Origin of the sequence: Algimonas arctica (genome assembly GCF_014652695.1) — a bacterium.
Classification (GTDB): domain Bacteria; phylum Pseudomonadota; class Alphaproteobacteria; order Caulobacterales; family Maricaulaceae; genus Litorimonas; species Litorimonas arctica.
Genome location: NZ_BMZH01000001.1, coordinates 116959 through 129984 on the forward strand (window position 1 = coordinate 116959; position 13026 = coordinate 129984).

Consider the following 13026-nt stretch of genomic DNA (forward strand, 5'->3'; position numbering starts at 1 on the left):
GGCCACCATCCTTGTACGAAAATGATGTAAAAACCCAACGCGCGCTCGTTGTACACCCTCGATTTGCCGGTGTCAGAGCCGCCGATGCGGACTATGATTTGGAAGAGGCGGTCGGCCTCGCCGAAGCGCTTGGCGTAACGCCCGTGGACAATCGGATTGTTCCGATTCGTGAAGTGAAGGTCAGCAATTATTTTGGCTCTGGTCAAATCGAAGATATGGCCGCGTCGATTAAAGCGTTGTCGTTGGACATTGTCATCGTCAATGGTGAACTCACGCCGATCCAACAGCGTAATCTGGAAAAATCATTAAACGTCAAAGTGATTGACCGGACGGGTTTGATCCTCGAAATTTTTGGACTGCGCGCGGCGACCAAGGAAGGCCGATTGCAGGTCGAGTTGGCGCGGTTGAACTATGAACGGTCTCGGCTGGTACGGACCTGGACCCACTTGGAGCGGCAACGCGGCGGCTCTGGTTTCTTGTCAGGACCGGGCGAAACGCAGATCGAAAGCGATCGTCGCCAACTTCATGACAAGATCGAAAAACTCAAGTCTCAGCTTGATGATGTGTCGCGCACACGCGACCTTCAACGCTCTAATCGTAAACGCTCGCAAAACCGGATTGTTGCGCTTGTCGGCTACACGAATGCGGGGAAGTCGACCCTCTTTAATCATCTGACAACTGGCGGCGTGCTGGCCAAAGATATGTTGTTTGCGACATTGGATACGACGCATCGGGTCTTGCCCTTGCCGAGCGGACAAGAGGCTATTTTATCCGACACAGTTGGGTTTATTTCTGATTTGCCGACGCAACTTATCACCTCGTTCCGCGCCACATTGGAAGAAACACTAGAAGCCGACGTGTTGTTGCATGTGCGCGATATTTCCGACCCGTTGACCGCGCGTCGTCGCGAAGAGGTGATGGATGTCCTCAACCAAATCGGGGCAGGTCCAGATCACGGTCAGCCCCTGATTGAAGTTTGGAATAAAGCTGATTTGCTGCCGGACGATCAATATGACGAAGTCGCGCAACTAGCGGATCGCGCCCGTACTGAAGCGTTTCTCAACGATGCGTTTCTTATCTCCTGTCTGTCGGGAGACGGCATTGACGCTTTGCTGGCTGGGGTTGAGGAGGCGTTGACTCGCAGTGACGAAATCCTAGATGTCACGATTTCGCCGAAGGTCTTTTCTGCGCGCGCGTGGCTTCATGAACATGGTCATGTGATCGAAGAAACGACCGGAGAAGCCGGGTCGATCAAAATGATGGTGCGATTGACGGAAAGCGATGCAGGCAAGTTTCGGGCGAAACATGCCGCGTTAATAGACGTCTAAGTCAGACCTTTAGTTTCTGCCGTTTTAACGGCTTGCCAATGCGCTTCCATTTCGTCGAGATTTAATCCCTTGAGCGACCGGCCTGCGCGGTCCTCAACGGCATCAAATCGCCGGTTAAATTTTGCATTGGCGTCACGCAGCGCGGCTTCGGCATCCAGGCCGAGTTTCCGCACCAGATTGACGGTTGAAAAGATCAAATCGCCAGCTTCTTCGTGCCGATGCTCAGGCTGTGCATCTTTTAACTCAGCCGCTTCTTCGACAATTTTATCGAATGCGCCTTCATGATCCGGCCAGTCAAAGCCGACTTTCGCGGCGCGTTTTTGTAATTTCTGCGCGCGCATCAAAGCAGGCAGGGCAAGGGCGACACCGTCCAATGTGCGGCCAGACCGTTCTTGCGCTTTCAATTCATCCCAATCAAATTTTTCGGCCCCGTCAAAGACGTGCGGATGGCGCCGAACCATTTTATCGACGAGAGTGTCGACAACATCATCAAGGTCGAAAGCGCCGACTTCACTGGCGAGTTTGGCATGAAACAAGACTTGGAATAAAAGATCGCCAAGCTCTGATTTAAGTTCGCCCATATCGTTGCGGTCTATGGCGTCTTTGACTTCATAGGCTTCTTCTATTGTGTAAGGGGCGATGGTCTCAAACGTTTGTTCGCGGTCCCACGGGCAATCCGCACGCAGTCGGTCCATTAGGGCCTTAAGCCGCGCATAGCGCTCTACCGGTAAACCGCTCACGGTTTAGGTTGGCGCAGCGCGCGCAAGACCAAGGCGCCTAACACCAAAGCCGACGCGCCGTAGCTGCCCCAGATGAAGACGGCGAAGGGACCCATATCGAGCATCAGAGAGCCTCCACACGGGCCGTTGCGGCGGGTGCAGGCTTGCGCGCTGCTCGCGCAGAGGCGATCTCGGCCAACATGCCCCGCATCGTTAACCACCCCAACAGCAAGGTATAACCGAGCGCCATTAACGCGAGCGGCAGTAGGAGTTGCGGTGCAAGACCGGGGCTGTCGGGCATGGAAATCGTCGCCGGTTGGTGCAGCGTGTTCCACCATTCGACGGAAAATTTGATAATGGGAATATTGACCCAGCCAATCATGGCGGTGATCGCGGCGAGACGAGACGCGCGCTTCCGGTCTTCAACCACCTGCCAGATTGCCATATAGCCAATATAGATAAACAGCAGAATGAGAACGCTCGTCATCCGACCGTCCCATTGCCAATAGGTGCCCCAATCGGGTTTGCCCCACAGGCTACCCGTTATGAGGGCCAGCACGGTGAAAGCAGCCCCCGGAATGGCGAGGGAGCGCGCAGCGAGGTCTGCAATCGGGTGACGCCAGACAAAGCTAATCAAACTGGCTAACGCAATCGAACTATAAGCCGCCATCGCGCTCCATGCGGCGGGAACATGGACATACATAATGCGGACAGTTTGCCCATGTTCGGCTTCTGCGGGGGAGGCGAATAACGCTTGCCACAGGCCAAGGGCCAAGATCAGCAAAGCGCTCCAGCCAAAGATCGGCGTCAACCAGCGGGCAAGGCCGACAAAGCGTTGCGGATTGGCAAAGCGAGTAATCATGACGGTCCTCTATTCGCCGCGAGGGCGGCGACGCTGGTTGGAAGTCCTAGCGCGACAGCGATGAAGCTCAACCCCGCAAGCATACGAAATTGCACCGCACCCAAACCGTCTGTGGCGAAAGCATTAGCGGCTTCTGTGCCAAAAATAAGCACAGGAATTAACAGGGGCGCGGTGAGGATGACGGCGAGCACGCCGCCGCTTCTTTGTCCGGCGAGGAGCGCTGCCGTGACAGAGGCGTAGGCCACCATCGCAGGCGCACCGATCAACAAGGATAGAACTGTTCCGGTGATGGCTGTCCCTGTCATCTCTATCAATAGCGCGAGAAACGGCGACACAAGAATGAGCGGGAGTAAGGTTGTGAGCGCAAAGGAGATACATTTTGCAATCACGATGGAAAGGCCCGTCGTTCCGGCCAAGTGCATTTGTGCAAGCGCGCCCGTTTGCTGATCCGTTTGATAGAAGCGGTCTAGACCCAGCAGAGCGGAGAGGGTTGCGGCGAGCCAGAGCAAGCCGGGGCCAAGCGCAGGGGTGGATCCACCGAGCGCGATACCGCACAGTAAAATGAACAGCGCCATGAACGCGAGCGACAGGCCCGTGCCGGACGCGCCGCGCGCGGCGAGGCGTAATTCTCGGATGAGGATCACGCGGATCATGATGCGGCGCCTGAGATCGCGGGCTCTAGCACGAGTTTCTTCGCCGTAACGCCGATGATCGGAACGGGTTGATGCGACGCGATGATGGCTAGTCCGCCGCGGGCGAGATGCTGGCTCAAAGTTTCTGTCACAAGGGCTCTGCCGTCAACATCCAATCCTGACAACGGTTCATCCATCAACCATGCGGCCCGATTTGAGGCCATAAGCCGGGCGAGAGAAAGCCTGCGTATTTGACCCGCAGACAGGCCCGCGACAGGGGTGTCGTCGCGGTCTTGCAACCCAACCGATGTGAGCCGATCGTTGAGCGACATGTCATCATTGAGCAGGGTTTGCCAGAAACTCAATTCTTCGCCCAATCTCAACTCGCTGCGTTCCGGACCCCGGTGTGCGGCGTAAGCAAGTGCTTGATTTGCGGGGATATTTCTATCTTCTGACGTCCAACGGATGTCGCCTTCATCCGGTGAGAGAAGCGCCGCACAGGCTAGCAGGAGGGTGGTTTTCCCAATGCCATTTGGCCCTGTCAGCCAGAGCGCTTGGCCGGGTTCGACGCACAGAGAGAGACCGTGGATCAGAGTGCGGTCGCCACGCGACAAAGACAGCTGATCAATCAATAATCTTATGTTATGGCGCACGTCCATGGCGACCCTATGGCGCGGTGCGGCCACAGAGTCACGATGTTGAATCGTTGGACTGTGACCTATATCAGAAGACCCTATGAGACCGCCAAATAGAAATCGCCGCTTGGCGTTAATTGCCCTCATTGGAGGTGGCCTCGCCATCGGCATGGGGCTGATCTTAACGGCCTTGAACGAGAACACGCAGTTTTTCTATAATCCGTCAGATGTCGTGGCAGAGAATTTTGTCGCGAAGTCAGAGACGTTTCGCGTTGGCGGGTTAGTGGTCGAGGGCACAGTTGAACGCTCAGGTGTGACGACATATTTTGATATGGTCGATTTTGAACGGCCAATGCCTGCACCGATAAAAGTCACGTTTAACGGTCAATTGCCAAACCTATTCCTTGAAGGACAGGGCGTGGTTGTGTCAGGGCGGATGATTAGTGACACAGAGTTTTTAGCGAATGACGTTCTCGCCAAACATGATGAAGAATATCAACCGAAAATTGAGTATCAGGACCAACTCGAAAGCTAAGTATTGTGGCGAGCAGTTTGGCAGATGTGGGGCAGCCTCACTGCTCGCCTTTGTTTACCGAAGTAGACAATACCATTATGACAGACTGATACCTCAATAGGCAGGGCCTAGTACCGTTTCTGCTGCTTTAAGTCGTGATGTGGTTAAAAAAGTCTTTCTGATGCGACCGCCTCACTCTTGCGACGCAAGGGGATAGACTTTCCCATTTTTCATAACAAAATCAATATCTTCTAATTCTGAAATGTCCTGAAGCGGATCGCCATCGACGGCAATTATATCGGCGAAGGCGCCCGGTGCGATGACTCCGATTTTCCCGTCTAGGTCGAAAAGTTTGGCGTTGACGATGGTTGCGCTTTGAATCGCTTGCATCGGTGTTTGTCCCCACTTGACCATAAAGGCGAACTGATTGCCGTTCGTGCCATGTGGATAAACACCGGCATCCGTGCCAAAGGCGAGGGGCACGCCGGACTTTACAGCCGCTTGGAATCGCTCGCGTTGTGCGCGACCGACTTGGCGTTCTTTGGCCAGGCTTTCTTCTAAAATTCCGGCCTCGGCGCCTTCGGTGAGAATATAGTCCGAGACATAAACATCCATCGACAGGGTTGTGCCGTTTTGCAGGGCCAAGTTGATTCCGGCGTCGGAAATGAGGGAGGAATGTTCAACAGAATCGACGCCTGCTTTGATCGCCGTGTTAATCCCTTTTTCGCCATGTGCATGAACCGCGACTTTCATGCCGAGCGCGTGCGCTTCATCGACAATGGCGTTCATCTCTTCCGCGGTGAATTGCTGCGCGCCGATGCTTGTGCCTTTGGAGAGAACGCCGCCCGTTCCGCAAAATTTAATCACCTGCGCGCCGTATTTCTTATTTTCTCGCACTTTAGCGCGCACCGCCCATGGTCCGTCAGCAACACCGCCAGCGACTTGTTGATACTCAAACGGCAGAAGATTACTGTCGCAGTGCCCTCCGGTGATACCAATCGAGCGACCCGCCGGGATGATTCGAGGGCCGGGCACATCGCCGTCCTCAATGGCCTCTTTTAGTGCGACATCCGTGAATCCGGGAGCGCCGAGATTGCGAACCGTTGTAAAGCCGGCTGCAAGCGTGCGTTTGGCATTCATCACCCCTGTAATCGCGGCGCGTGACGTGGAGCGCTCTAATTGGCGGTAGCCATGAACCGCGGCATCACTGGTCAGATGCACATGAGAATCAGACAGGCCGGGGAGCACTGTCATCTCGGAGAGATCTATAAAATTGATATCGACGTCTGGTTTTGGAGTGTCCGCTGCTGCGCCCACCGCTGTTATGACGCCATTTTCAATCGTGATATATTGGTCCGACAGGGTTGTTCCCGCTTTCGTGTCGATCAGGGTCCCCGCATGTATGACGGTTGTGCCGGAGTTCGCGAGGGCTGGTCCGCAAAGTGCCGTTGCGAGTAGGAGGGAAAGGGCTGTTTTCATATCGGTCACCTGTAGTCCTACGTTGTGGAGTGAGCTAAGCGTGACATCGATGGCTCTGCAAGTGGAAAGCCCAAATATAGGCGCAAAATCGCCCGACCTGCTCATTTCTGGCGCGGGTTTATCTGGGCTTGTGGCCGCATGGCGCTGCCTGAGCGTCAATCCGGCGTTGACCATCGCGATTTACGAAACGTCTGACCGAATCGCGGGTGACCATACATGGTCCTTCAACGGATCTGACATTGCGCCGAATTTACGAGACTGGTTTTCACCCTTTGTCGCGCATCGATGGCCCCGCTATGACGTTCGGTTTCCCAAGCGGTCGCGAACCTTGGACATTGAATATTGTTCCGGTAATTCCGACACATTATTTTCTTGCGTCGAGCCGTTCATCCAATCCGGGCGTTTGCAAGTCCACTCACGGACTTGCGCGCCTGAGCGGACGGACATTCCGCATATTGATGCGACGGGATACCGTCCACGGAGCGACGAATTCCCCGGTTGGCAGAAGTTCGTCGGCCACGTTATCCGCACAGACAGGCCTCACGGTGTTGTACGCCCCGTCATCATGGACGCCACGGTCGCGCAGATTGACGGCTATCGTTTTATGTATTTGCTCCCGTATTCGGATCGCGAAATTTTGGTCGAAGATACCTATTTTGCGGACACGCCGACCCTGTCGGAAGACGAAATAGGAAACCGGATCGATGCCTATATTCATGATAAAGGCTGGGGGGGCTATACGATCGTGCGGCGTGAAAAAGGCGTCCTGCCGATGATGATGGCGACAGACCGGGATGATGATAGTACCAAAATCGGCTTGGGCGGCGGTTTCGCGGTGGCCTCAACAGGTTTCACTCTGCCGCATGCCGTTGAGCTCGCCAATGTAATCGCGCAAGCGATACAGCGCAACGGACCGCAAGCCGCCCCACAGGCCATCGTCGATTTTCGTCGCCATCATATTGCGCGCGAACGTTACGCACGGCTGCTCAACCGAATGTTTTTCTGTGCCGCTGAGCCGGCTAAACGCTATCTCGTTTTGCAACGCTTCTATGGGCTTGGAGACCGATTAATCCGTCGCTTCTACCGCAACGATTTGTCGCTGCGTGACAAGGCGAGAATTCTCATCGGAAAACCGCCCGTGCCCGTAAGCAAAGCGATTGCAAATTTTAGTGAGACCGCCTTTATCCGGCGGCAGCGCGACCAAGCCCGCGCAAAGGGACATGATACATGACTGCAACCCTCGATCCGCTCGACGTCGCTGCCGCCAAACAGGGGGCGGGCACGAAGCCAACGGCTATCGTTATCGGCGCGGGCTTTGGCGGCATCGCTTTGGCCATTCGTCTGCAAAGCATGGGGTTCGCGACCACCATTATCGACAACCGGGATAAGCCCGGTGGCCGCGCCTATGTCTATGAAGAAGCGGGTTTCAAATTCGATGGCGGGCCAACCGTTATTACGGACCCGGATTGCCTGCGCGAACTGTGGACGCTCACGGGCCGAAACATGGATGATTACGTCACTCTGCTGCCGGTTGACCCGTTTTACCGTTTGCAGTGGGAAGATGGCGACACACTCGATTATTGGGCCAGCCAAGACACGCTCGAAACCGAAATTGAAGCCCGTAATCCTGACGATGTGACAGGCTACCGCCGCTTCCTCGCCTATAGTCAGGAGCTCTACCGCGAGGGCTATGAGAAACTCGGCACCACCGCCTTTCTCAAAATGCGGCAAATGTTCCAAGCCGCGCCGCAGTTGATCCGTTTGCGCGCCGATAAGAGCGTTTATTCGATGGTCAGTAAATTCGTGAAAAACGACCGCGTGCGGCAATTGCTCAGCTTTCAGTCGCTGCTCGTCGGCGGCAATCCGTTTAAGACCAGTTCGATCTATGCGCTGATCCATGCCCTGGAACGCAAGGGCGGGGTTTGGTTTGCGAAAGGCGGCACGGGCGCACTGATCGACGGCATGATCCGTCTGTTCGAGGACATGGGCGGGACACTCCGCTTGTCGACCGAGATTACCGATATTCACACAGATGGCGACCGAGTGACGGGGGTCGAGGCGGCTGACGGCTGGTCCCTGACGGCAGATTTGGTCGCGTCCAACGCCGATGTGGTGCATACCTATAAACAGCTATTGCGGGGCCATGACCGGGGCAAATCCTATGGCAACCGTTTGGCCAAGAAGAGCCACTCAATGTCGCTTTTCGTGCTCTATTTCGGCTTGAAAACCACCCATCCGGAGATGAAGCACCACATCATTTTGCTCGGGCAGCGGTATCGTGAACTCATTGCCGAGATTTTTGGCAAGGGCCGAAAACTGCCCGATGATTTCTCTCTCTATCTTCACGCGCCTTGCGTTACGGACCCGTCTATGGCGCCAGACGGGTGCAGCTCTTATTATGTGCTTTCCCCCGTACCTCATTTGGGTCACGCCGATGTTGATTGGGACAATGTCGGGCCGCAATATGCCGATAAAATTCTCGACTATCTCGAACAACATGCGATCCCGAACCTGCGCCGCGATCTTGTTGTGCAGAAGACGCTCACGCCGTTTGGATTCCGTGATGAAATGAATACACATCACGGCAGCGCCTTTTCGATTGAGCCGATCCTGACGCAATCCGCTTGGTTTCGCCCGCATAACCGCGATGATGTGCTGGATAATATGTATATTGTCGGGGCGGGGACGCACCCGGGCGCAGGGGTTCCCGGTGTTGTCGGTGCAGCAAAAGCGACAGCGGGTGTCGTGGCGGATGATTTTCAAGAGAGCTTGAAGCAGATAGCTTAATCAAAAGCCTGTCGCTGGACACACGCGGTTTTGTGACCTAGTCAATTTAACTAAACAGGGGTCGTATTCATGAAACGCATTATTCTCGCATTCATTTTCATTTTTTTAGCCGCGCCGACGCAAGTGCATGCTGCGGACATTCTGAAAAATCTTTCGGCAAATGAGGTCGAATCACTACTTGAAAATGAGGGGTATTCGGCGGTCGAAGTTTTATCAGACTCTAGTCTTAGGGTTCGTGTCGATGGGCGCGGGTATCTGATTACGATTTTTGACGATGGGGACCTTTAGCTCTATTACGGTATCACGGGCTCGAATGCTGATACTGACGACATGAACACATGGAACAGAACGAAAAGACTGTCGCGCGCTTACATTGATCTCGAAGGCGATCCTGTTGTGGAAGCCGATCTGCTGGCAGACCGCGGCATCACGCGCGTGCAATTCGCAAACTTCATGACCGTTTTTCAAACTACAGTCTCTCAATTCAGAGATTTTGTTTCAGACTTATAGCGCCTGCTCTTTGGCGTGTTTCACGCGGACGTGACCTGTGATCACAACAGAGTGTCACATGTTGCGATGAAGCTTTGCTAAGGGGCGCCTAGTTTTCACTGGGAGGCTTTCATGCCGAAACTTCGTTTGCCGTTGCTTCTGACGCGGCTGTCTATCTTTTACTTCCTGCTGCCATGGCAGTTGATGCGCTTTATGAGCCCGGGCGCAGCAGACGGGATTGCCAAGAAATATTACCATATGCCGGGCCTCAATGAGACCGTTGGCTACGCGATTGGGGCGTTCTGGATTATTTTGCTGATCGCGTTTCTGCTCGGGTTCAAGAAACGGATCAGCTACGGTCTCGTCTTTCTGCTGCACACGGGCGCGATTTTTGTAGTCTTGCCCGCTTACATCATGGGTACGGATAACTTTAATCAGCTTTTCCTTGCCGCTATTCCGGCGGCCGCAGCGATGGGACTTCTCTATGCTCTTCGCGATCAAGACACATTGCTGTCGCTTAAATAGAGACAGAACTCTGCAAGTTATTAAGCGCCCCGGCGATCACCGCCGTGGGCGCTTTTTATTTATCGGCGCCGCGAGAACAGCTGCCGCAGTAAGAACAGCCATGTTCGGTCGACCATTAAAACGACGACCATGACCGCCACGCCCCAGACGGCAGGTTTTCCCGTCCACCAAATCCAGATCAGGGCCGCAAGGGCGAGCGGGTAGAGCAAAACCGCGACGCTGAGCCGCCAGATCGCGCGCAATTTTTCATTCACGCGTCCAACTCACGCGGTCGAATAAAGTCGATCAAGCGCCAGTTTTGCGGGGACAACCAGTCGCCATCATCAATGCGTTCCAACACGGAACAAGCCCCCGTCGGGAAATCATCATGATGTCCGCTCATCAGGCTGTGCAGTTCGGACCAACCCGGATTGTGTCCAAGCCACATCAACCGCTCAACATCGGGCTCACCGTGTTTTTTCGCTAGCGTGAATACATCGGACGGGGAGGCGTGGTAAAACTCGCTGAAATAATCGACGCGCTGCGCGCCCGGGATCGCCCGGATGAGACGCATGGCGGTTTCGCGTGTGCGTTTGGAATCACTGCTCCAGATCGTCTGCGGCGCATACCCGCGAGCCGTCAGCGCCTGACCGACAGCTGTAGCGGCCTTTTGGCCGCGTCCATTGAGCGGCCGTTCATGATCGGATTGCACGTCGCTATTCCAGCTTGATTTGGCGTGACGCATAAGCAGGAGATGGGTGAGCATGATCGCAGCTTAACGGTATGTCCGTCTGGGCTCAATGCTAGGGACACTCAATCCCACCCTAATTCATTGTATAGACAATCCCGATCCGTGAAATCGTGTCTGTCTGTTCCCGACCTGCCGGGACGTCCGTGTGGCTTTCGACGCGGAAACTGGCGCGCAGGGCAAACGCACCGAACATATCCGATGTCAGAGCAGATTCGTTTATGACATAGGTGTCGATGTCGGAGTAAAGGAGTTCTGTGTCGTTGCTGACCGAAACTTTATCGTTGAAATCATGCTCGAGTTCCGAAAACAATCGGGTCGAGGCGAAGCTTTCCTGCTGACTAATAGGGTCGGTGGGCGTGGTGACACTCAGCCGAGATTTTTGTGACCGGTAACCGGCTCCGGCTTCTAACTTCCAAAGCGTCGGTCCGTCGGCTAAAATTGTGTGACCATAGCCTCCGCCAGCAAAGTAGCCATTCTTATACGCGCCGAAATCATCGCTATAATAATCAGAGTTCAAATAGAGGTAGCTTTGCTCGCTGAGGTCACGCCCAACCTTGTAACTGACGCGAAACCGCTGCTTGTTCGTATCGCCGGACGCTTCGCCATATTCTGCGGACCCTGCGAAGTCATGCCGCCAATCATAGCCCCGCCGCTTTAACTTGACCTTCGTGCCGACATTGGTTGTTTCATTATTGCCCGTACTGGTTGCCCCGTTCAATTCGACCTCGCCCGTCCAACCGATATCCGCTTCATTTTGCGCGAAACTCGCAACCGGCAGGATGGATATGAGAGAGGCTAACAGGGCGCGGCGAAACATGCGGAGACTCCGAAAAAGATGCGATATCGCCTTTTGATAAAATTGGGTTAACGTCACCTTACGAAGCTCACGCTTTACGCCTGCTATTCCCGCCATTATGGCGGCGTCGAAACTCTCTCACTGATGAAACAAACTCATGTTCGACCTTAAAGCCATTCGCGAAAACCCCGCCGATTTCGATGCAGGGTGGGCCCGCCGCGGTCTCGATCCGCAAACGGAGAAAATCCTCGAAAAGGATATCCTGATCCGGAAGTGCAAGACGATGGTGCAAGAGGCCGAAGCGGCCCGCAACAAAGCGTCTAAGCAAATTGGCGCGGCCATGGGACAGGGCGACAAGGTTGAGGCCGAACGGTTGAAAACCGAAGTCGCAGGCGCGAAAAACGTCATTGCGGCGCTCGGCGCGCAACTCGACAGCGAAACTGCCGTTCTCAATGATCTGCTCGCGAGCCTCCCCAATATTCCGAATGAGGATGTGCCGCACGGCGAAAGCGAAGACGATAATGTTGAAATCGCTAAATGGGGTGAACCCCGCGCGTTTGATTTCACGCCAAAGGCGCATGATGATCTCGGCGAAGCGCTTGGGATGATGGATTTTGAAACGGCCGCCAAGATGAGCGGCTCACGCTTTGTCGTGCTTCGCGGCGCGCTGAGCCGGATGGATCGCGCCTTGGCCGCGATGATGCTGGATATGCAGACCGGTGAGGGGTTTGAGGAAACGAGCCCGCCCTTACTCGTTTGGGCAGACGCGCTTATGGGCACAGGCCAGCTCCCTAAATTTGAAGAAGATCTCTATAAAACGACAGGTGATCATTACCTCATCCCGACCGCTGAAGTGTCCCTGACCAACACGGTCCGTGAGAGCATTCTCGACGCCGACACACTCCCGCGCCGCTTAACCGCGCATACGCCGTGTTTCCGGAGCGAAGCCGGGTCTGCCGGACGGGATACCAAGGGGATGATCCGTCAGCATCAATTCAATAAGGTTGAGATGGTGTCGATCGCGACGCCGGAGACCAGCGATGATGAGCATAAGAATATGCTCCGTTGCGCCGAAGCGGTCTTGCAAAAGCTGGAGCTGCCTTATCGCGTCGTTGAGTTGTGCACGGGTGATCTCGGGTTTGGCGCACGCAAGAGCTACGACATTGATGTGTGGCTACCGAGCCAAGAGACCTACCGCGAGATTAGCTCGATTTCGAACTGCGGCGACTTCCAAGCGCGCCGGATGAATGCGCGTTACCGGGCGGGCGAGAAGGACAACCGCTTTGTCCACACGCTCAATGGCAGTGGATTGGCCGTGGGTCGGACACTCGTCGCAGTGCTGGAAAACTATCAGAATGAAGACGGTAGCATTACCGTGCCGACCGCGCTCGTGCCTTATATGGGCGGTGTTGAGCGGATTGGCTGAGGCACGGCCTAACCCAATACTCCGCTCTCCCGACGATTGTCGGGAGAGCGGGAGTGTAGAGGGGCCAGCTCTCTCGGTCCCTTTTCGCCGACTTGATCGGGGGT

At 55.0% G+C, this 13026-nt stretch carries 17 protein-coding genes; 8 read left to right on the forward strand and 9 right to left on the reverse strand.

Features of this window, described 5'->3' with window-relative positions; all coding sequences use genetic code 11:
* Nucleotides 1-11 precede the first annotated feature (11 nt).
* Nucleotides 12-1328, forward strand: coding sequence for a GTPase HflX (gene hflX, locus IE105_RS00575; protein WP_189494283.1), 1317 nt, complete (start codon nt 12-14; stop codon nt 1326-1328).
* Here hflX and mazG read toward each other — a convergent pair.
* From mazG to ccmA, 5 genes are read right to left on the reverse strand one after another with little or no spacing between them, the layout of a single operon-like run.
* On the reverse strand, nt 1325-2068 hold the full coding sequence (gene mazG / locus IE105_RS00580) for a nucleoside triphosphate pyrophosphohydrolase (RefSeq protein WP_267904641.1): 744 nt from the start codon (nt 2066-2068) through the stop codon (nt 1325-1327). The two genes, hflX and mazG, sit on opposite strands and share 4 nt — an antisense overlap.
* Nucleotides 2065-2172: a heme exporter protein CcmD gene (gene ccmD, locus IE105_RS15590; RefSeq protein ID WP_189494285.1), complete on the reverse strand. Its 108-nt coding sequence runs from the start codon at nt 2170-2172 to the stop codon at nt 2065-2067. The genes mazG and ccmD overlap by 4 nt, the downstream gene beginning before the upstream one ends.
* Complete coding sequence (gene ccmC / locus IE105_RS00590) at nt 2172-2909, reverse strand: heme ABC transporter permease CcmC (protein WP_233353906.1); 738 nt, start codon at nt 2907-2909, stop codon at nt 2172-2174. Before ccmC ends, ccmD begins: the two co-directional genes overlap by 1 nt.
* The gene (locus tag IE105_RS00595) at nt 2906-3562 is read right to left on the reverse strand and encodes a heme exporter protein CcmB (RefSeq protein WP_189494287.1); all 657 of its coding nucleotides are present in this window, start codon (nt 3560-3562) and stop codon (nt 2906-2908) included. The genes ccmC and IE105_RS00595 overlap by 4 nt, the downstream gene beginning before the upstream one ends.
* Nucleotides 3559-4200, reverse strand: coding sequence for a heme ABC exporter ATP-binding protein CcmA (gene ccmA / locus IE105_RS00600; protein WP_189494289.1), 642 nt, complete (start codon nt 4198-4200; stop codon nt 3559-3561). Before ccmA ends, IE105_RS00595 begins: the two co-directional genes overlap by 4 nt.
* 76 nt (nt 4201-4276) lie before the next feature.
* Between ccmA and IE105_RS00605 the strand changes: the two genes are divergently transcribed.
* Complete coding sequence (locus IE105_RS00605; protein ID WP_189494291.1) at nt 4277-4711, forward strand: cytochrome c maturation protein CcmE; 435 nt, start codon at nt 4277-4279, stop codon at nt 4709-4711.
* 171 nt (nt 4712-4882) lie between these two features.
* On the opposite strand, the gene IE105_RS00610 is transcribed toward IE105_RS00605, so the two are convergent.
* Entirely contained in the window at nt 4883-6169 is a 1287-nt protein-coding gene (locus tag IE105_RS00610; protein WP_189494961.1) for a Xaa-Pro dipeptidase, read from the reverse strand.
* Between the two features lie 49 nt (nt 6170-6218).
* On the opposite strand from IE105_RS00610, the gene crtY reads away from it, so the two are divergent.
* The 5 genes from crtY to IE105_RS00635 all read left to right on the forward strand — a co-directional run bounded on the left by crtY (nt 6219) and on the right by IE105_RS00635 (nt 9970).
* Complete coding sequence (gene crtY / locus IE105_RS00615) at nt 6219-7400, forward strand: lycopene beta-cyclase CrtY (protein ID WP_233353936.1); 1182 nt, start codon at nt 6219-6221, stop codon at nt 7398-7400.
* The gene (locus IE105_RS00620) at nt 7397-8956 is read left to right on the forward strand and encodes a phytoene desaturase (protein ID WP_189494295.1); all 1560 of its coding nucleotides are present in this window, start codon (nt 7397-7399) and stop codon (nt 8954-8956) included. Before crtY ends, IE105_RS00620 begins: the two co-directional genes overlap by 4 nt.
* A 69-nt stretch (nt 8957-9025) precedes the next feature.
* Nucleotides 9026-9244, forward strand: coding sequence for a hypothetical protein (locus IE105_RS00625; RefSeq protein ID WP_189494297.1), 219 nt, complete (start codon nt 9026-9028; stop codon nt 9242-9244).
* Between the two features lie 42 nt (nt 9245-9286).
* Nucleotides 9287-9466 carry a YbjN domain-containing protein gene (locus IE105_RS00630; RefSeq protein WP_189494299.1) on the forward strand — a complete coding sequence of 60 codons (180 nt, stop codon included), beginning with the start codon at nt 9287-9289 and terminating at the stop codon, nt 9464-9466.
* A 111-nt stretch (nt 9467-9577) separates the two neighbouring features.
* On the forward strand, nt 9578-9970 hold the full coding sequence (locus IE105_RS00635; protein ID WP_189494301.1) for a hypothetical protein: 393 nt from the start codon (nt 9578-9580) through the stop codon (nt 9968-9970).
* A gap of 59 nt (nt 9971-10029) precedes the next feature.
* On the opposite strand, the gene IE105_RS00640 is transcribed toward IE105_RS00635, so the two are convergent.
* The 3 genes from IE105_RS00640 to IE105_RS00650 are packed head-to-tail and all read right to left on the reverse strand — an operon-like array spanning nt 10030 to nt 11517.
* Nucleotides 10030-10224: a hypothetical protein gene (locus IE105_RS00640; protein WP_189494303.1), complete on the reverse strand. Its 195-nt coding sequence runs from the start codon at nt 10222-10224 to the stop codon at nt 10030-10032.
* On the reverse strand, nt 10221-10715 hold the full coding sequence (locus IE105_RS00645; protein WP_189494305.1) for a SixA phosphatase family protein: 495 nt from the start codon (nt 10713-10715) through the stop codon (nt 10221-10223). The genes IE105_RS00640 and IE105_RS00645 overlap by 4 nt, the downstream gene beginning before the upstream one ends.
* 58 nt (nt 10716-10773) lie before the next feature.
* Entirely contained in the window at nt 10774-11517 is a 744-nt protein-coding gene (locus IE105_RS00650; protein WP_189494307.1) for a DUF481 domain-containing protein, read from the reverse strand.
* 136 nt (nt 11518-11653) lie between these two features.
* On the opposite strand from IE105_RS00650, the gene serS reads away from it, so the two are divergent.
* The gene (gene serS / locus IE105_RS00655; RefSeq protein WP_189494309.1) at nt 11654-12922 is read left to right on the forward strand and encodes a serine--tRNA ligase; all 1269 of its coding nucleotides are present in this window, start codon (nt 11654-11656) and stop codon (nt 12920-12922) included.
* Nucleotides 12923-13026 lie beyond the last annotated feature (104 nt).

What these genes read in the sequence shown, in the direction of transcription:
- IE105_RS00620 (WP_189494295.1), top strand. Translation starts at nt 7,397, where the DNA reads ATGACTGCAACCCTCGATCCGCTCGACGTCGCTGCCGCCAAACAGGGG.
- IE105_RS00630 (WP_189494299.1), top strand. Translation starts at nt 9,287, where the DNA reads ATGAACACATGGAACAGAACGAAAAGACTGTCGCGCGCTTACATTGAT.
- serS (WP_189494309.1), top strand. Translation starts at nt 11,654, where the DNA reads ATGTTCGACCTTAAAGCCATTCGCGAAAACCCCGCCGATTTCGATGCA.
- IE105_RS00625 (WP_189494297.1), top strand. Translation starts at nt 9,026, where the DNA reads ATGAAACGCATTATTCTCGCATTCATTTTCATTTTTTTAGCCGCGCCG.
- IE105_RS00635 (WP_189494301.1), top strand. Translation starts at nt 9,578, where the DNA reads ATGCCGAAACTTCGTTTGCCGTTGCTTCTGACGCGGCTGTCTATCTTT.
- IE105_RS00605 (WP_189494291.1), top strand. Translation starts at nt 4,277, where the DNA reads ATGAGACCGCCAAATAGAAATCGCCGCTTGGCGTTAATTGCCCTCATT.
- crtY (WP_233353936.1), top strand. Translation starts at nt 6,219, where the DNA reads ATGGCTCTGCAAGTGGAAAGCCCAAATATAGGCGCAAAATCGCCCGAC.
- IE105_RS00645 (WP_189494305.1), bottom strand. Translation starts at nt 10,715, where the DNA reads ATGCTCACCCATCTCCTGCTTATGCGTCACGCCAAATCAAGCTGGAAT.
- ccmC (WP_233353906.1), bottom strand. Translation starts at nt 2,909, where the DNA reads ATGATTACTCGCTTTGCCAATCCGCAACGCTTTGTCGGCCTTGCCCGC.
- ccmA (WP_189494289.1), bottom strand. Translation starts at nt 4,200, where the DNA reads ATGGACGTGCGCCATAACATAAGATTATTGATTGATCAGCTGTCTTTG.
- IE105_RS00650 (WP_189494307.1), bottom strand. Translation starts at nt 11,517, where the DNA reads ATGTTTCGCCGCGCCCTGTTAGCCTCTCTCATATCCATCCTGCCGGTT.
- IE105_RS00610 (WP_189494961.1), bottom strand. Translation starts at nt 6,169, where the DNA reads ATGAAAACAGCCCTTTCCCTCCTACTCGCAACGGCACTTTGCGGACCA.
- ccmD (WP_189494285.1), bottom strand. Translation starts at nt 2,172, where the DNA reads ATGCTCGATATGGGTCCCTTCGCCGTCTTCATCTGGGGCAGCTACGGC.
- IE105_RS00595 (WP_189494287.1), bottom strand. Translation starts at nt 3,562, where the DNA reads ATGATCCGCGTGATCCTCATCCGAGAATTACGCCTCGCCGCGCGCGGC.